Source organism: Streptomyces sp. TLI_105 (assembly GCF_900105415.1).
In the GTDB taxonomy this organism is placed as follows: Bacteria; Actinomycetota; Actinomycetes; order Streptomycetales; family Streptomycetaceae; genus Streptomyces.
This window is the reverse complement of the sequence record NZ_FNSM01000001.1, coordinates 7,916,860-7,933,052: the sequence shown is the minus strand read 5'-3', so window position 1 is coordinate 7,933,052 and position 16,193 is coordinate 7,916,860. Positions and strand designations below refer to the sequence as shown.

At 74.3% G+C, this 16,193-nt stretch carries 15 protein-coding genes; 4 read left to right on the top strand and 11 right to left on the bottom strand.

Going from position 1 to position 16,193, the window contains the following annotated elements; all coding sequences use genetic code 11:
* Positions 1-3: 3 nt before the first annotated feature.
* Both BLW86_RS36110 and BLW86_RS36105 read right to left on the bottom strand, forming a co-directional pair.
* Entirely contained in the window at positions 4-1,113 is a 1,110-nt protein-coding gene (locus BLW86_RS36110; protein ID WP_093877916.1) for a sensor histidine kinase, read from the bottom strand.
* Entirely contained in the window at positions 1,110-1,841 is a 732-nt protein-coding gene (locus tag BLW86_RS36105; protein ID WP_093879063.1) for a response regulator transcription factor, read from the bottom strand. Before BLW86_RS36105 ends, BLW86_RS36110 begins: the two co-directional genes overlap by 4 nt.
* 133 nt (positions 1,842-1,974) lie before the next feature.
* On the opposite strand from BLW86_RS36105, the gene BLW86_RS36100 reads away from it, so the two are divergent.
* The 3 genes from BLW86_RS36100 to BLW86_RS36090 are packed head-to-tail and all read left to right on the top strand — an operon-like array spanning position 1,975 to position 3,943.
* Positions 1,975-2,652 (top strand): glycosyltransferase family 2 protein, encoded by a 678-nt coding sequence (locus BLW86_RS36100; RefSeq protein WP_093877915.1) that lies wholly within the window; start codon positions 1,975-1,977, stop codon positions 2,650-2,652.
* Positions 2,649-3,281, top strand: coding sequence for a TIGR04282 family arsenosugar biosynthesis glycosyltransferase (locus tag BLW86_RS36095; protein ID WP_093877914.1), 633 nt, complete (start codon positions 2,649-2,651; stop codon positions 3,279-3,281). Before BLW86_RS36100 ends, BLW86_RS36095 begins: the two co-directional genes overlap by 4 nt.
* Complete coding sequence (locus BLW86_RS36090; protein ID WP_093877913.1) at positions 3,278-3,943, top strand: class I SAM-dependent methyltransferase; 666 nt, start codon at positions 3,278-3,280, stop codon at positions 3,941-3,943. The genes BLW86_RS36095 and BLW86_RS36090 overlap by 4 nt, the downstream gene beginning before the upstream one ends.
* Here BLW86_RS36090 and BLW86_RS36085 read toward each other — a convergent pair.
* Together BLW86_RS36085 and BLW86_RS36080 are read right to left on the bottom strand one after the other, a co-directional pair.
* Positions 3,916-4,338: a hypothetical protein gene (locus tag BLW86_RS36085; RefSeq protein ID WP_371129648.1), complete on the bottom strand. Its 423-nt coding sequence runs from the start codon at positions 4,336-4,338 to the stop codon at positions 3,916-3,918. The genes BLW86_RS36090 and BLW86_RS36085 overlap by 28 nt on opposite strands.
* Positions 4,335-5,510, bottom strand: a complete 1,176-nt coding sequence (locus BLW86_RS36080; protein ID WP_218138029.1) for a molybdopterin-dependent oxidoreductase — start codon at positions 5,508-5,510, stop codon at positions 4,335-4,337. The genes BLW86_RS36085 and BLW86_RS36080 overlap by 4 nt, the downstream gene beginning before the upstream one ends.
* 113 nt (positions 5,511-5,623) lie before the next feature.
* On the opposite strand from BLW86_RS36080, the gene BLW86_RS36075 reads away from it, so the two are divergent.
* The gene (locus tag BLW86_RS36075; RefSeq protein WP_093877911.1) at positions 5,624-7,090 is read left to right on the top strand and encodes a glycosyltransferase family 87 protein; all 1,467 of its coding nucleotides are present in this window, start codon (positions 5,624-5,626) and stop codon (positions 7,088-7,090) included.
* Between the two features lie 172 nt (positions 7,091-7,262).
* Here BLW86_RS36075 and BLW86_RS36070 read toward each other — a convergent pair whose 3' ends face one another.
* The 7 genes from BLW86_RS36070 to BLW86_RS36040 all read right to left on the bottom strand — a co-directional run bounded on the left by BLW86_RS36070 (position 7,263) and on the right by BLW86_RS36040 (position 16,107).
* On the bottom strand, positions 7,263-7,601 hold the full coding sequence (locus BLW86_RS36070) for a hypothetical protein (RefSeq protein WP_093877910.1): 339 nt from the start codon (positions 7,599-7,601) through the stop codon (positions 7,263-7,265).
* A 331-nt stretch (positions 7,602-7,932) separates the two neighbouring features.
* Positions 7,933-10,032: a SpoIIE family protein phosphatase gene (locus tag BLW86_RS36065; protein WP_093877909.1), complete on the bottom strand. Its 2,100-nt coding sequence runs from the start codon at positions 10,030-10,032 to the stop codon at positions 7,933-7,935.
* A 258-nt stretch (positions 10,033-10,290) separates the two neighbouring features.
* On the bottom strand, positions 10,291-10,824 hold the full coding sequence (locus tag BLW86_RS36060) for a hypothetical protein (protein WP_093877908.1): 534 nt from the start codon (positions 10,822-10,824) through the stop codon (positions 10,291-10,293).
* A gap of 272 nt (positions 10,825-11,096) precedes the next feature.
* Complete coding sequence (locus BLW86_RS36055) at positions 11,097-11,315, bottom strand: hypothetical protein (protein WP_093877907.1); 219 nt, start codon at positions 11,313-11,315, stop codon at positions 11,097-11,099.
* The gene (locus BLW86_RS36050) at positions 11,278-14,760 is read right to left on the bottom strand and encodes an NACHT domain-containing protein (protein WP_093877906.1); all 3,483 of its coding nucleotides are present in this window, start codon (positions 14,758-14,760) and stop codon (positions 11,278-11,280) included. The genes BLW86_RS36055 and BLW86_RS36050 overlap by 38 nt, the downstream gene beginning before the upstream one ends.
* Positions 14,761-14,882: 122 nt before the next feature.
* Complete coding sequence (locus BLW86_RS36045; protein ID WP_093877905.1) at positions 14,883-15,368, bottom strand: hypothetical protein; 486 nt, start codon at positions 15,366-15,368, stop codon at positions 14,883-14,885.
* 469 nt (positions 15,369-15,837) lie between these two features.
* Positions 15,838-16,107: a hypothetical protein gene (locus tag BLW86_RS36040; RefSeq protein WP_143060315.1), complete on the bottom strand. Its 270-nt coding sequence runs from the start codon at positions 16,105-16,107 to the stop codon at positions 15,838-15,840.
* Positions 16,108-16,193 lie beyond the last annotated feature (86 nt).

The window sequence follows — 16,193 nt, the reverse complement described above, 5'->3', positions numbered from 1 at the left end:
GGGTCAGCCCGCCGCCGGCAGGGTGACCTCGAAGCGGCAGCCTCCGGGGACGTTGCGGACCTCGGCGCGGCCGGCGTGGGCCTCGACGATGCCGCGGACGATGGCGAGGCCGAGGCCGGCGCCGGCCGGCGGGGTGCGGGCCTCGGTGCCGCGCCAGCCGGTGTCGAAGACGCGGGTGAGGTCCTTGTCGGGGATGCCGCCGCAGCCGTCGGTGACGGACAGGACGACGGCGTCCTCTCGGCGTTCGGCCGCCACTGCCACGGTGCCGTCGGCCGGCGTGTGGCGGATGGCGTTGACGAGGAGGTTCGCCAGGACCCGGGCCATCTCCCTGCCGTCCACCTCGACGGGGATCGCCGCGACCTCCTCCCCCACCAGGCGCACGCCGTGTTCGCGCGCGACCGGGTCGGCGCCGCTCAGGGCGTCGTCGACCAGGTCGTACACGGACATGCGGCTCGGGCTGAGGGTCAGGGCGCCGGCGTGGATGCGGGAGAGTTCGAAGAGGTCGGTGACCATGGCGGTCAGGCGCTCGACCTCGGTGCGCATCTGTCGGTGATAGCGGGCGGGGTCGGCGGCCATGCCGTCCTCCAGGGCCTCCGCCATGGCCCGCAGCCCCGCAAGCGGAGTGCGCAGATCGTGGGAGATCCAGGCGACGAGTTCCCGGCGGGACGTCTCCAGGGCACGCTCACGGCGCCGGGACACGTCGAGCTTGGCGCTGGTGACCGCCAGTTCACGGCTGAGCGCGGCGAGTTCGGCGGTGGCGGCGCCGTCGGGGGCGGAGAAGCTGCCGCCGTCGCCGAAGTCGCGCGCCGCGCGGGCGAGTGCCCGGCTGCGGGCCACCACCCAGCGGCCCAGGACCAGGGCGGTGCCGAGCGAGACGAGGGCCGCCATCGCGACGACGACGGTCACCACCCACAGGTCGTGCGCGGACAGGAACATGGCCTGCGCGACCGCGAGCGTCCCGGCGAGCATCGCCGTCACCGTGACGGCCGCCACCACCGTCAGGGAGACCGCGACCGAACGATGTCGTACGAGACGGAGGACGAGCGCCCCGGCGAGACCGGCGCAGACGGCTCCCGCCAGGGCGAATCCGGCGATCAGCAGAACGTCCTTCATGCCGCTCCCCCGCCCTGCCGGGGCTCGAAGCGGTATCCGACGCCCCATACGGTCTGGATGAGCCGGGGCTGCGCCGGGTCGTCCTCGATCTTGGCGCGCAGCCGCCGGACGTGGACCGTGACCGTGGACAGGTCACCGAAGTCCCAACCCCACACCTGCTTCATCAGCTCCTCCCTGGCGTGCGCCTTGCCGGGGTGCTCCAGGAAATGCGCCAGGAGGTCGAACTCGCGCAAGGTGAGGGCCAGTTCACGACCCCCACGCGTGGCCCTCCGGGTGACCGGGTCGACGGCGAGACCGGCGGCGCGCAGGACCGTCCGCGGTGCCGTCGGACCGGTGGCCGCTCGGCTGCGGCGGAGTACGGACTCGACGCGCAGCACGAGCTCGCGCGGGCTGAACGGCTTCGTGACGTAGTCGTCGGCGCCCACCTCCAGGCCCGTGATCCGGTCCTCCTCGTCGCCCCGTGCGGTGAGCATGATCACCGGCACGGCCCCGGTCTCCCGGAGTCGCCGGCACACCTCCAGACCGTCCAGACCGGGCAGCATCAGGTCGAGCACGACGAGGTCCGGCCGCCGCGCCCCGGCCCGCAGCAGGGCGTCGGGACCGTCGGCCGCGTGCTCCACGGCGAAGCCGGACCTGTCGAGGTATCCGGTCACCACCTCGGCCACGGTCGGATCGTCGTCCACCACCAGGATCCGGGCCGGGGGCGGCGGGGCGCTGTGCTCACTCATGCCGCACAGCGTCGCATCCGCCCGCCGGGCGGTCACGGCCACCTGGGCGTACGACGGAGGACGTCCGCGTTTCGTAAGGAGTGAAGCGCCCCTCGGAGGCCCTGCGGTTCCTACGGTGAGGCATGTGACACCCATGACCGTAGATGTCGTCCTTCCCTGCCTCGACGAGGCGGATGCCCTGCCCTGGGTCCTGGCCCGCGTTCCGGCCGGATGGCGGGCCGTCGTCGTCGACAACGGCTCCTCCGACGGATCGGCGACCCTCGCCGCCGCGCTCGGCGCCACCGTCGTGCACGAGCCCCGGCGCGGCTTCGGCGCCGCCTGCCACGCCGGACTGCTCGCCTCCGAAGCCGAGTTCGTCTGCTTCTGCGACTGTGACGCATCCCTTGACCCCGGCTTGCTGCCCGGCCTCGTCGGTGCGGTGGCCGACGGCTCCGCCGATCTTCTGCTGGGCCGCAGGCGCCCCACCGAGCGCGGCGCGTGGCCGGTCCACGCCCGGGCCGGGAACCTCGCCCTGTCCTGGCTGCTGCGCCGGCGCACCGGGCTGCGGCTGCGCGACCTCGGCCCCATGCGGGCAGCCCGCCGCGAGGCGCTGCTCGGCCTCGGTCTCGACGACCGGCGCAGCGGCTACCCGCTGCAGATGGTCGTACGGGCGGCCGACGCCGGCTGGCGGGTGCGCGAGGTCGACGTCCCGTACCTGCCCCGGACCGGCCGGTCCAAGGTCACGGGTACCTGGAAGGGCACCTGGCAGGCGGTCCACGACATGCGCAAGGTGCTCGACGAACCGGCGCCGGCGGGCGGTGGCCGCCCGTGACCACCCTCCTCGTCATCGCCAAGGAGCCCCGGCCCGGCCGCGTGAAGACGCGGCTCACTCCCCCGTTCACCCCCGAGGAGGCGGCCGCGCTCGCCGAGGCCGCCCTCGCCGACACGCTCTCGGCTGTGGCGCGCGTCTCCGCCGACCGGCACGTCCTCGTGCTCGACGGGCGGCCGGGTCCGTGGCTGCCGCCGGGCTTCGAGGTCGTCCCCCAGGCAAGCGGAGGGCTCGACGTGCGCCTGGCCGCCGCGTTCGCCGGCTGCCCGGGGCCGGCCCTGCTCATCGGCATGGACACCCCGCACGTGACACCGGAGCTCCTGGCCCCCGCCCTGCGCTGGGACGCGTACGACGCCTGGTTCGGATCGGCCGTCGACGGGGGCTTCTGGGCCCTCGGCCTCGCCCGTCCCGCCCCTTCCCTCCTTCTCGGCGTTCCGATGTCCACACCCGACACCGGCGCCGTCCAGCACGCCCGGCTGCGGGCGGCCGGGCTGCGCGTCGGAGAGCTGCCCGTCCTGCGGGACGTGGACACCGCATCGGACGCCCGGCAGGTGGCGGCCGCCGCGCCCGGGACCCGCTTCGCCGCCCGGTACGCCGAGCTGACCGCCACGACCACGGGAGCGGGCCGTTGAGCACGGCCACGGCCTGGCGGTCCGACCCGTACGACTGCGCCCTGCGCACCGGCAGGGGCCCGCTCTTCCTGCGCCGACACGACGGCTGGCTCCTGCCCCTGGAGATCGAGCGCTGGTGCATGGCACCCGACAGCGCCGACCGCTCCGTACTCGACCACTGCCGGGGCACCGTCCTCGACATCGGCTGCGGACCGGGCCGGCTCGTCGCCGCACTGTCCGCCGAGGGCCGGCCCGCCCTGGGGATCGACATCAGCCCCGAGGCCGTCGCCCGCACTCTGCGGCTGGGCGGGCCGGCCCTGTGCCGCTCGGTCTTCGAACCGCTGCCCGCCGAGGGGCGCTGGGACACGGCGCTGCTGATCGACGGCAACATAGGGATCGGCGGCGACCCGACCGTCCTGCTGCGCCGGCTCCGCCAGGTCGTGTCGCCTTCCGGGCGCCTCCTCACGGAATGCGCGCCCGTGGACGTCGACGAGTGCTGCGAGGTACGCGTCGAGGACGGCAGGGGCGGACGCGGTGCGCCGTTCCCCTGGGCCCGGGCCGGCACCCGCGCCTTGGCCGCGCACGCGCGACGCGCCGGCTGGGACGTCTCCGAACAATGGACCCTGGAGGGGCGTGCGTTCCTGTCGCTCGTCCCTCAGTCGTCCGCCGCCGCCCGGGCCTGACGGCGCTCCCGCCACCGCTGTACGGCGACCCGCACCCCCGTCACCACGGTCACGGCCACCAGTACGATCGCGAGGTTCCGCCCGTACGGGAGGGGCAGCGCCGAGGGATTGGGCGGCGCTCCCGGCCGTACGAGGAGGGGGAGCGTCACCAGCACCACGCTCCCCGCGACCAGCAGCGCCCCGCGCAGCAGGCCCCGTCGGCGCCGTCCCACGAGCAGCAGCCCCACGGCCAGGACGAGGGGGGCGAGGATCCCGTCGTGCAGGACGAGCGCACCCGCCAGCCACACGAGCACACCGAGCGGATCCGGCTCGGCCACCACCAGCCACGCTCCGAGCCCCACGAGGGCGACACCCAGCGCCCCGAGTCCGTACCGCAGCACGCTCACCGTCCTCACAGCACCTCCAGCCTGTGTACCCACTTCGTCTGCAGGACCCCGGGCCGGCCGGGGGCGATGATCCGCGCCGGGAAGCCGTGATCGAGCGAAAGCGGCTGCCCGTTGAGGCTCAGGGCCAGGAGGGTGAGCGGATCGTCCGCGTACTCCGCGCCCATCTCCATCACCCGGTAGGCCCCGTTCACCTCCAGCGACGTCACCCGCACGGCGTCCCGGCCCGGCCGTCCGCCGGCCCGCTCGATCAGGTCCCGGAGGCGTACCCCGCCCCAGTCGGCGCCGACGCTCCAGCCTTCGACACAGGCGATCGGCAGCCGGGCTCCGGCCGGGGGCATCGATCTCAGGGCGTCGAGAGTGAGGACGTACGGGCGGGGTCCCGCGACGTCCAGACGCCAGCCCGCCAGAGCGCGTGCCGTCACTCCGGCCGCGGCGGCGGTCCGGTTCACGGGCAGTCCCTGCGGGCCGTGGTCGGGGTGCCGGGGTGCGAGCAGGTCGAACGCCTTCAAGGGGGTGAAGGACTGGCCGACGGTCGCCAGCGTCACCACGCCGACGGCAGCGCCCGTGGCGAGGAGCAGCGAGCGTCGGTCGACGGCGTCCTGGGCCGGCAGGGTTCGGGTCCCCGCCGAGCGTCGGCCCCAGTGGTCCCTGATGTCGGGTGCCTTGACGGCGATGTGCAGCAGGATCGAGCCGGTCGCCACCCAGGCGACGGCGAAGTGGACGGGGACGAAGGAGAAGGGCCACGGGTACCACTCGACGATGTTGAGCAGTCCCGTCAGCACCTCGAAGACGGCCGCGGCCACGAGGACCGCGACGGACAGCCGTTCCAGCGCGTGTCGCACGGACCGGACCGGCGGCCACACGAACAACCGGGGGTACACCGCCCACAGTTTGACCAGCAGGAGCACGATCGCCGCGAGTCCGGTGGCGACGTGCAGGCCCTGGCTGAGTGCGTAGCCCCACACCGGCCGGGCGGGCAGCCGGTCGGCGAGCCAGTCGGGCGGCTGCTGGAGGTAGTGGCTGACGAGGCCGGTCAGGAAGCAGACGGCGAAGGCCACGCCGAGCCAACGGCCGACGGCCGTCGCGGTTCTGGCATCGTGAAGGCGCCCGGTGAACGCGGGAGGCCGGACGGCCGGGGGCCGGAACGCGAGGCGCGGCGGCCTCGGCATGCGGAACGTCATGTCGTCCATGACACCGCCGCGAGCGGCGACGCGGGCGGTCCGACACCTTACGAAACCCGAACGCCCCGCCGGGTCGCCTCCGCCTCTGTCGTGCGCGCTGCCAGTCTGCGCCCATGACCCGCGATCGCCGTCTCCCGCCTCCCGTCGTCGTCACCGTGCTCCTGCTGTCGCTCCTGACCGCATCGCTGGCCCTCCTGCTCCGCGCGGGCGCGCACGGGACCGGCTTCCTGGTCGGGTACGCGGGTGCGTGGGCGGTGTTCGCGGCGGCCGCGGTCGCCCTGCGTCATGTCCCCCGCCGGCACGTCGTCCCGCTCGTCCTCGCCGGGGCGGTCGCGGTGACGGCGACGGGCTTGGTGGCGCCCCCGCGGACGAGCACGGACTCCTACCGGTACGCGTGGGACGGCCGGGTCCAGGCATCCGGCATCTCGCCGTACGACCACGCGCCCGCCGACCCGGCGCTCGCCGGGCTCCGGGACGACTGGCTCTTCCCCCGCGCTGCGGCCTGCGGGCGGGAGGGCGCCGCCCTCGCGCCGATCGACGGCGACGGCCGGTGCACCCGGATCAATCGGCCCGCCGTACACACGATCTACCCTCCGGTGGCCGAGGGCTGGTTCCTCCTCGTCCACGCCCTGTCACCGGAAGGCGTCCGCCACAAGGGGCTCCAGGCGGGCTCGGCGTTTCTCGCCCTGGCCGTCAGCGGCCTCCTGCTCGGCGTTCTGCGCCGACGAGGGGATCCGCGCCGGGCCGCCTTGTGGGCGTGGTGCCCGGCGGTCCCCGTCGAGGCGGTCGACAACGCCCACGTCGACGTCCTGGCCGTGCTCCTGTCGGTCGGCGCGCTCGCTCTGGTGGCACGCCGCCGCCACGTCACGGGCGGGGTGCTGCTCGGTCTGGCCGTCGCCGCGAAGCTGCTGCCCGCCGTGCTCCTGCCCGGTGCGCTGTCCGGAATCCGACGGCCCCGTACGGTCGCGGCCGTGGCGCTGCCGGCCGCGGTGACGGTGGCGCTGACGTACCTGCCCTACGTCCTCCTCTCCGACGGTTCGGTCCTGGGCTACCTGAGCGGATACGCCCGGGAGGAGGGCTACGACGACGCGGGCGCGGGCGGCCGCTACGCCCTGCTGCGGCTCGTGCTGCCCGACACGTGGGCGCTGCCCGCGGCCCTGCTGGGCATCGCGGCGGTGTCGGCGGCGGTGTGGTGGCGTGGCGACCCCGAACGTCCCTGGCGCGGCGCGCTGTCGACCACGGGCACGACCTTCCTCCTGCTGACCCCCGGCTACTCCTGGTACGCCCTGCTGCTCATCGCCCTCGTCGCCCTGGACGGTCGCTGGGAGTGGCTCGGCGTCGCCCTGGCCGGCGCGGTGGCGTACCTCGCCGGCCCGGTCACCGGCGTCGTGGGGGTGACCGCCGCGTACGGGGCGGCGGGGTGCGTGGTCTGCGCGTCGTGGTGGACACGGCGACGGAGCGTCGGACGGTCTACGGGGACGCGGAGGGACCCCACCGCCCGGCCGCAGTCGCCCGACGACACCTCCGCGCCCGCTTCGCCTCCCGCTCCGCCACCGTCGCAGCAGCGGTTCCGCCCCTGACCACCAGGTGCACGCCACGTGCGTCGGCATCGGGCCCGCGACCGGCACCATGTCCCACGGTGCCGGTGGCCCTCGCTTCCTGGACTCGTCCCGGCCCGGCACCGGCGACCGGGCGCGCCGGTGCCCCGGAGCGCGGGGAGCGCTCCGGGGCACCGGCCGGTCGGCGGTTCGGTCAGTGGCGCCTGACCGTGAACGAGCACCAGGCCGTCCACGCGGAGGCCGTGTCCCCGTCCTTCACGCGGATGCGCCAGCGGTAGGCGCCGTCGGTCAGCGTGCCGTCGGTCAGCTGCAGGGCGGCGTCGTGGCTGGTGTCGCTGGTGAGTTGCCGGTGCAGGACGGGCTGTTCGAGATCCGCGGCGCTTCGGAGGTGGGCGGCAGTCCGTCGTCCGCGATGGCGGCCGCGGTGTTCGGCGACGAGGCGCTTGCCGGCCTCCTGGCAGCCGGCGAGGTTGTGCAGGGTCTCGTACGCCGTCCAGTTCGCAGCCGTGTTCGGCTTGAGCTTGTTCGCCACCCCGTGCGCGGCGGCGTTGCCGCCGGCGCTGACGCCGTCGGTGCCGTCCCAGCGATAGTGGACGCCGAGCCGGCCCCGGCCGACGGCGTCCTCGTTCGCCGCCGCGGAGAGGGAGGTGAAGGTACGGGTGACGCCGAGAGCGTTGGGGTCCTGGGTGGTCGCCGTCCAGGTGATCCGGTCGGTGCCGAACCACGCCGGGCGTGAGCGCGCCGACGAAGCCGCGGTCGGCGTCCTCGATGTCGGTCGTGCCCTCCTAGGAGGGCAGGATGCTCATGCTGACGCTCCGTTTCCGCGAGCCGATGGCGTACGGATCCATCTGAGCATCACCGCTTCAACGCCGCGTATCGGGTGCGGTCGGACCACCGGAAAGAGCCTGCTGCGACCAGACCGTCTTGCCCCGGGCCGCGTGGCGCGTGCCCCAGCGGTCGCTCAGGCTCATCACGAGGTACAGACCGCGCCCTCCCTCGTCGGTGTCGCGGGCGCGGCGCATGTGCGGTGAGGTGCTGCTGCCGTCGGTGACCTCGCACGTCAGGTACCGGTCGCGGATGAGCCGGAGCTGCACCGGTCCCTGTCCGTAGCGGATGGCGTTGGTGACCAGTTCACTGACGATCAGCTCGGTCTCGAACGCCACCCCCTCCAGACCCCAGGCGGCCAGCTGCCGTTCGGTGAGGGCCCGGGCGGTGGAGACCACCGAGGGGTCGGCCGGCAGGTCCCAATGGGCGACCTGGTCTTCGGACAGCCCGTGGGTGCGGGCGAGCAGCAGGACGGCGTCGTCCTCGGCGTGCTCGTCGGCCAGGGCGTAGGCGATCGCGTCGACCGTTTCGGACAGCGAGCGGTCCTGGTGTGCCAGCACCCGTCGAAGCGTGTGGGGAGCGTCGTCGCGGCCCGCGAGCAGTCCGTCGGTGTACAGGCAGAGGACCGCGCCGTCGTCGAGGTCGACCGTGGTCGTCTCGTATGCGCCGTGGGCGGTGCCGAGCGGGGCGCCGACACCGGCCTCCGCCTCGATGGGCTCCCCCGCCGGCGAGACGAGCAGGGGGGTGGGGTGGCCCGCCGAGGCGAGGGAGAGCCGACGCGTCGCCGGGTCGTAGACCGCGTACGCGCAGGTGGCCACCGCCGCGCCGGTGCCGTCGACGTCGTTCCCGTCCCCCGTGTCGTCGGCACTCTCCCTGGCCAGCCGGGCGGCGATCTCGTCGAGGTGCGTCAGCACCTCGTCCGGCTCCAGGTCGAGGTCGGCCAGCGTGCGCAGCGCGGTGCGGAGCCGGCCCATGGTGGCCGCGGCCTCGATGCCGTGTCCGACGACGTCTCCGACGACGAGGCCCACCCGGGCTCCGGACAGTTCGATCACGTCGAACCAGTCCCCGCCGGCCGTCACGGGCAGGTACAGGTGAGCCGTCTCGACCGTCGTCAGCCGCGGGGTACGGCTCGGCAGCAGATGCCGCTGGAGGGCGGTCGCGGTGTTCCGCTCCCGGGTGTAGCTGGAGGCGTGGTCGATGCCCAGCGCGGCCCGGGAGGCGACCTGCGCCGCGAGGTCGAGGTCCTGTCGCGTGTACGGCACGGACCGCTCGCAGCGGTAGAGCGTGAGCACACCGAGGACGCCCTCGGGTACGGCGAGGGGGACGGTCATCAGTGAGTGCACCCCGGCGGCGGCGAGGGCCCGCGCGTGCTCGGACTCCTCGGGGGGCCAGGTGCCCGTGTCGTCCAGCCGGGCCAGCAGGCGCGGCGTGCCGTCCTCGAGGGTCCGGGTGAACGGAGTGGCGAAGGGAAGCGTCTCGAGGACCGCGTCCCTCTCCTCGGCACGGGCTCCCGGCCCGGCCAGGAAGGCCGCTCTCCGCAGGGGCCGGCCGGGGTCCACCGGGCCGGGGCGCCGCTGCTCGCCGCGGAGCACCGCGTCCAGGATGTGCACGGTCACCGCGTCGGCGAGGGCCGGCACGAGCACGTCCGCGAGTTCGCGGGCGGTGGTCGTGGCGTCGAGCGTCGTGCCGACGCGACGGTGCGCCTCGTGGAGCAGGTCGAGGCGCGCCCGGGCCGCCTCGCGCTCGGTGACGTCCTCGACCGCCATGACCACCCCGGGTCGCCCGTCGGCGGCCTCGTCCACGCGGAACAGGGAGACGGAGATCGTCGTCTCCTGCTCCGGCAGGCCGGTCGGCCTGCCCTTCACGAGGTGGCGGAGCACCGAGCGGCCCGTGCGCAGGGTCTCCCCGGCGAGAACGGCGAGCCCCGCCGTGTCGAAGCCCGTGCCGACCTCACCGAACGTCCGTCCGATCACCTGATCGGCCGCGATGCCGCGCAGGCCCCGGGGCGTGGCGTTGTACCGGCGTACGCGCAGCTGCTCGTCGAAGAGGAAGAGGCCCAGCGGTGACTGTGTGAACAGGGCCTCCAGCACGGCCGAGTCCGAGCCCTCGGTACGGCCGTCGGTGTCGGCGTCACCCACCGGGGGTACCTCCTGTCCATGCCGCGCTGAGGACGCACGGTCCTCCTTCAGGTCTACGTCGCCGCCGCCGCGCCCGCGAGCCGGAGCCGCCCGAGCGGCCCCTCACCCGGCCGGCCGTCCACCGCGAGCAGCGGGGCGAGAGCCCCGGCCGGGGCTCTCAGTGGGATGCGCCGTGCGGGACGCGCGGGCCGGGAGGCGTCGACCGCTCCGGGGCCGGAAGCCGTCCGCGGACGGTCGGGCAGTCGCCGCCTCCTCGGATCAGCGCAGGCCGTAGGCCCGCTTGATCGTCTGCGTGGTCCGGTTGCCGTCCGCGTCCCACACCTCGACGCGCAGCGTCACGAACCCGTTGGTCCGCGCCAGGGCCGGGTGCCGCACCGTCACGGCGTGGCGGCCGCCGTCGCCGAGCCGCGCCTCGGCGTTCTGCCAGGTCGTGCCGTCGCCGTAGGAGACGGCGACGGAGGCGCCGGCGACGTCCGGCACGCCCGCGTAGCCGTTCGCTCGGGCGGTGGTGAAGGTGAACTCACGCCCTGCCGCTGCCTGGTTGAGAGGGCTCAGGGGGACGTCGAATCCGGTCAGGATGACGGGGGCACGGCGCAGTCCACCACGTGCGGGCACGTCTTCGCGCAGCCGTCGAAGGCGACGCCCCTTCGGGGCCTTGGAGCGGAACGTCCAGGCCGTCCGCTGCTCGGTCCCCGGCGCGATCCCGGTGCCGGGCGCCCGCGTCGTGTCGTACTCGATCTGGTACGTCGCCTCCTCGGGGACCATCAGCTGGGCGAGGGTCTCGCTCCTCACGGGCCCACGGCCGTGCGCGTCCTCATGTGCCGCACCCCGCACCCGCCCACAGCACCAGCCCTCACCAAGGTCCGGACCGTACGCGGTCCACCGCCCCTCGGTTCACGCCCCAGACGGCCCTTCTTGCCGGTCGGAAAGGTGTCCCGTCCGTAGCACCAGCAGACGAAGAACCTCTCTTGCGGCTGCTCCCCAAGGCGGTTGGGCTCTTCTGGAGGAGGGAGGCCGACCAGCGGGCGATGGCGAGGCCGCTCGGGCGAGACTGTCATCGCACCTCACTGGCCGGGCGCCGACTGCGTCCAGACGTCATTGAGGATCTTGTCGGCGAGATCCGGGTACGTGGGTGAGGAGCTGACGTGCAGCCAGAGGAGGACCTCGAGCGGCACGGGTTCGTCCTTCCCCTGGTGATAGGTCGCCTTGACGGACCGGTAGAGGTAGCCGGAGCCGGGGGAACGGTCATGGGCGACCGTGCCGTGGTGGTCCCAGTCGGCCACGGGTTTGCCCGGGCGCCGGTCCGTGAAGGCCCGTCGTTCGGAAGCCGAGCAGGAGGCGCCGCAGGCGGCGAACTCGAGGTCCATGCGGAAGCCCGGCCGCAGGGCCCTGGCTCACCGTGCAGGCGAGCCATTGGCCTGTAACGGCACCCGTGCCCGTCTCCTGTCCGCTGTCTCCGTCCCCGGTGGAGCACCGCGCCTCGCGCGGCACTCGCACCCCCACCAGTGCGTCGAGCGCCACGACGCGGGCGGGATCGCCCTCCTCCCACACGGCGCCGGCGAGCCGGCCCGTCCGTTTCCTGTCGAAGACCCCGAAGCGCGATGCGTCGGAGATCCGGCTGTCCGGGACACGCGTGAGGGGCGTCCCCTCGGGGACCGGCCCCGCGTGGAGACCATAGGTGCGGCGGATGCGGTCGAGGACCTGTCGTACGAGCGTCTCCGCGGCCTCTCGGGCCTGTCCCTCGGTGCCGAACTCCAGCGCCACGTCCACGGCCACCAGCGCGTTCCCCATGCGGCCACGGGCCCAGCCGACGGGGACGTCCTCATCGGCGCGGCTCGACCGGGGATCGGGGGACGACGCCCACTCCGTACCGGCGGCCAGAGACCAGTCGGTGCCCGAACTCCGTACCCGGGCGTCCAACAGCCCGGGGTGCTCCACCTCGTACTGCGCGCGCTCGGCGCTGTCGGTCATCCCCGCTCCGGCGGCGAGGGCCACGGTCAACATGACCTGCGTGTCGGGCCGCAGCGCGGACTGCTCCGTCATCACGCAGGAGGTGCGCGCACGGGCACGGCGGTCGTCGGCGGTCTTCGGCTGGTGGAAGCCGTCCTCGAGGAAGTGCCGGGCGTCGGAGAAGATGTCGACGGGCGGCTGCCCGCCGAAGCCCCTCCCCGGATGCTCCATGAGGGGGCGTACGGACGGGAGCGGAAGCAGCTCGCAGGCCGGGGCGAGGGTGCGGAGCGGTCCCATCGCACCGGGGGCCGAGAAGACCGAGCCGACCAGGAGGACCACGGTGGTCGCGCCCACCGACGCGGACAGCGCGCCGGTTCCCAGACGCCGCGCCCGGCCCGTACGGCCTTCCGCGTCTTGGGGCTCGGGCCCCGCTGCCAGGCTGCGCTGCAGTTCGATGTGCCGGAACCGGTAGACGCCCCCGGTCTGCCGCAGCACTCCGCGGCGGTGCGCGTCCGCGAGGAACTCGGTGAGCTGCCGGGGCAGGCGTCCGGTCGAGGCGAGCCACCAGCGTGCCAGCGTGAAGCGGCCCCACGCGGACATGGCGAAGCTCCACAGACACCACCACACGGCCAGCGCGCCGCACACGGCGGCCCAGCGCCAGGGGGTGACGGCGTCCGCTCCGCGCCCCAGGCCCCAGAACAGGATGGTGACGATCACCGGGACGGGCAGCGCCTTCTGCGCGGACAGCATGCTCCGCGTGTGGGGGAAGGTGAAGGGAGCGAGGACCAGCGTGGTGCGGCGGTCCTGGCGCAGCAGGGTGGCGGGGTCGCTCGCCTGCAGGTCGGCAGGCCGGCGGACGACGACGAGTGTCCGTGAGACCGCTGTGAGCGGCATGAGCAGCAGGAAGGAGGCGAAGAGGATGGCGACGCCGTTGCCGGATGCCACGGCCCGGATCCACACGGCGAGTCCAGCCACCGGGATCACCACGGAGAGTACGGCTCCCACCGGCCGCTCCCGCAGGGAGTCGAGCACCTCACGGCGGGGCGAGTGGAGCCGCTGCGGGGGACGGGCGACGCTTCCGTGCTCGCCGATCCAGTCGAGCATCCCGGCGCACAGGGCCGCGACCAGCGTGAGAAGGCCCGCGCGGAGTCCGAGGCCCGGGACGGCCGGCTCCCCCGGCGCGGGCAGGGCGGTGGCGGCGACCGCCGCCGCGAGGAGCAGTCCCAGGGGGAGGGAGACCAGCAGGGCACGGAACGTCCACGGCACCTGTTCTTCGAGGCGCCACCAGGCGATGTCCTGCCCGGGGCCTCGGGCGAGACGGGCCAGGTACCGGCGGGCGCGACTCGGTGTCACGCGGTCGTGCCGGCCCGGAACCGCGGCCGGGTCCGCCTGGTAGGCGGCATCGACGAAAGCGTTCAGCAGATGCCGTTCCACCGCCTCCCGGGTGGTGAGGTCGCGTTGTTCCAGGAGGTCGTCGGGGCGCGCGGTGGTGTCGCTGTAGACGGCTCGGGCCAGGGAGACCATGAGCGGAGTGCGCAGAACCTCGCGCAGACGCCGCGCCGCGGGATCGTCGGAGTCGGGGCCTTCGGAATCGGGAGCGCGTGAGTCCGGGTCGCCGGAGTCCGGGTCGGGGGGCGTGGCGACGGCGGCCAGCCGCTCCAGGACGCGGTCCCACTTCGTCGTGGAGTCGTCCCGCTCCCGGCTGGTGCGCGGCAGGTAGGCGCGCAGCTCGGCCAGTCCCAGCGGCTGGAGCTGGACGGCCGCCGTCTTGGGGATCCGCAGTTCGCCGGCGTTCACCGCATGGGTGAACTCGGCGGTGCGGCTGGTGAGGACGAAGCGGCCGGCGGGAAGCAGGCTTCTGCACAGCTGGGCGAGGGCCTTGGAACGTGTGGCGTCGGGGAGTTCGTCGAAGCCGTCCAGAACGGGCAGGATGCGCCCGGACGTGATGAGGCCGTGAGCGATGGCACGCGCGGAGGCGGTGGAGCCGTCGTCCGCCAGGACCCAGGAGTGCGTCTGGGCCAGCCACCCGGCCGCCCACCACCACAGAGGCGTCCCCTCTCCGGGGTCCCATGACGAGACCGGGAACACGACGGGCACCGGATCGCCGGTCTTGCGCCGTGCCAGCAGCCCTGCGGCCAGGTGGAGGACCAGCACCGACTTTCCGGCGCCGGCTTCGCCGAGGATCACGAGGCGGCCGTGCGGCAGGCTCTCGTATGTCCGGACGATGTGGGAGAAGGAGCCGTCGAGCCGGGGCACCTCCTCGCCGGTGCCCGCGAGGTTCACCGCGTGGTCGCCGATGCCGCGCGGGGCCGCCGTCCAGCGCACCGGCAGCGGACCGGGGTCGTGCACGCGGATGGCGGCCTCCTCCCGTGCGTACTGCTCGGCGAGGGTCCGCGCCAGCGACGAGGCCGCCTGGCGCAGCGCTTGGTCCGACGGAGGCTGCTGGGGCCGGCGCCGGGAGCGTGCCCGCCCGAGGATGACCCCGACCGCGGCGCCCAGAACGAGACATGCCGCAGCGACCCACCGGTCCGTGGTCTCCGAGCCCAGCAGCGCACCGTCCCCGGCCAGGCCGATGGCGAGCGCGACGCCCATGAGGAAGGCGAGTGCGGACTTGGCCCGTTCCCAGCGTGGTGGCGGGGACTGCTGCGGGTAGACCATCTCGCCGGTCTGGTACGCGTGCACCACCAGCGCAGGTCCCTCCCCGTCCGCCTGCGGGACGTGGAAATGGACCTGCTCGGCATGGTGGAAGGCCACGCTTCCGCGGTCGGCGTGGATCATGACGCCCAGGTGGGGGCCCGCCTCGCCGTCACCGCCGACATGGTCGTCGCCGTCACCGGGGTCGCCGTCGATGCCGGCCTCGGCGGTGCGCGGTGGGCTTGTGCCAGCTGGTGCCGGTCCGTTCAGCCCTGGGTCGGATCCGGCGCCGGAGGGACGGAGAGGTTCACATCCCCGTTCACGACGCCGGCCGCGATCGATCCCCGGTCGGCGTGGATCCGGACGTCGCCCTGTACCGCGATCCCGCCCGCGCCCGTCGTCACCGGGCCGGGCGGAGCGTGGTGCCGGAGCAGCCCGCGCAGCGCTTCTGCCGCACCGTCCCGTTCGTCTTCCCGCAGCCCCGCGAGCAGCTCCTCGATGCGGGACCGCCACACCGCTTCGTGCCCGACACGCGCACGTTCCGCGGTCGCCTCGCCGTCCTCCCGCGCGACCGCGAGCTCCGCGGCGGTACGGTCCAGCCGCTCCAGTTCGGCCCGCTGACTCTGCTCGTCACCGCGCCCGAACCATTGCGCCAGCGCCTGCCGCAGCCCCGTCCACGCATCCGTACCCGCGGCCTGCACCACTGCGGCCCCGCCCATACCGGCAAGCGCTACCAGGGCCTGCTCCAACATCTCCGTCCCCCTCCTCGCGCCCGGCCGTACCGGGTTCCCACCGTATCGCGTAACTCGGCGGTCCCGTCGGGCATATGGCATCCCACGAGCCCCACCAAGACCTCCGCTTCACACGGCGCGAGATCGAGACGCAGGCGTGGACGGGGGCCGTCGTCGCCGCGCGTGGTCAGCGCGTTGTCCGACCCCGCACCACCGCGCCTGACCGGCGCCACAGTCGTGAGCGCCCCCTTCGCGGTTGACGCCCCCACGTGTCGCTGCCGGCGACGGTACGCCCCCCGGTCCGCTCCTGAAGTCCGGGCAGGTCACGAGGGCCCAAGTCGACGAGCGTTCAAGTCCATCGGTGGCGAGCGGCTCGCTCCCTGGTGCCGGACGCGGACGTCTGCGAGCACGGCGAGGCAAGAACGCCGCCACGCTGGAACCCTGTCGCCCTGTGGACGGCCCGGCACCCCCGCGTTGGGGCGAAGGGCCGTCAGACGTCGACCGCCCCGGCCGCCTGTTGGATCCGCCACCGCCCGACCGGACAAGGCAGCAGTGAGGCGAGCGCCGCGACCGTGGCGAAGCCCTCCTCGGCTTCCCTGGTCCGGCCCATCGCGGCGAGCGCCGCGTCGTGGAGGGTGCGGGCCGCGGTCTCGGTGAGGTGCTCACCCGCGGGCGCGGCGCGAGCCGCCTCGGCCGACGACAGGCCGGCGGCGAGCTCGGTCCGGCCCGCCGTGAGGTGTGCCCATGCGGCGATGTGCACCGTCCCGCCGCCGGTCACCCACACGGCGCGTCTGCGCCAGGGGGTAAAGGGTTCATGCAGGGGACTTCCTCCTTCGTTAGCGGCAA

What these genes read in the sequence shown, in the direction of transcription:
- BLW86_RS36110 (WP_093877916.1), bottom strand. Translation starts at nt 1,113, where the DNA reads ATGAAGGACGTTCTGCTGATCGCCGGATTCGCCCTGGCGGGAGCCGTC.
- BLW86_RS36105 (WP_093879063.1), bottom strand. Translation starts at nt 1,841, where the DNA reads ATGAGTGAGCACAGCGCCCCGCCGCCCCCGGCCCGGATCCTGGTGGTG.
- BLW86_RS36100 (WP_093877915.1), top strand. Translation starts at nt 1,975, where the DNA reads ATGACCGTAGATGTCGTCCTTCCCTGCCTCGACGAGGCGGATGCCCTG.
- BLW86_RS36080 (WP_218138029.1), bottom strand. Translation starts at nt 5,510, where the DNA reads ATGACGTTCCGCATGCCGAGGCCGCCGCGCCTCGCGTTCCGGCCCCCG.
- BLW86_RS36075 (WP_093877911.1), top strand. Translation starts at nt 5,624, where the DNA reads ATGACCCGCGATCGCCGTCTCCCGCCTCCCGTCGTCGTCACCGTGCTC.
- BLW86_RS36050 (WP_093877906.1), bottom strand. Translation starts at nt 14,760, where the DNA reads ATGATCCACGCCGACCGCGGAAGCGTGGCCTTCCACCATGCCGAGCAG.
- BLW86_RS36045 (WP_093877905.1), bottom strand. Translation starts at nt 15,368, where the DNA reads ATGTTGGAGCAGGCCCTGGTAGCGCTTGCCGGTATGGGCGGGGCCGCA.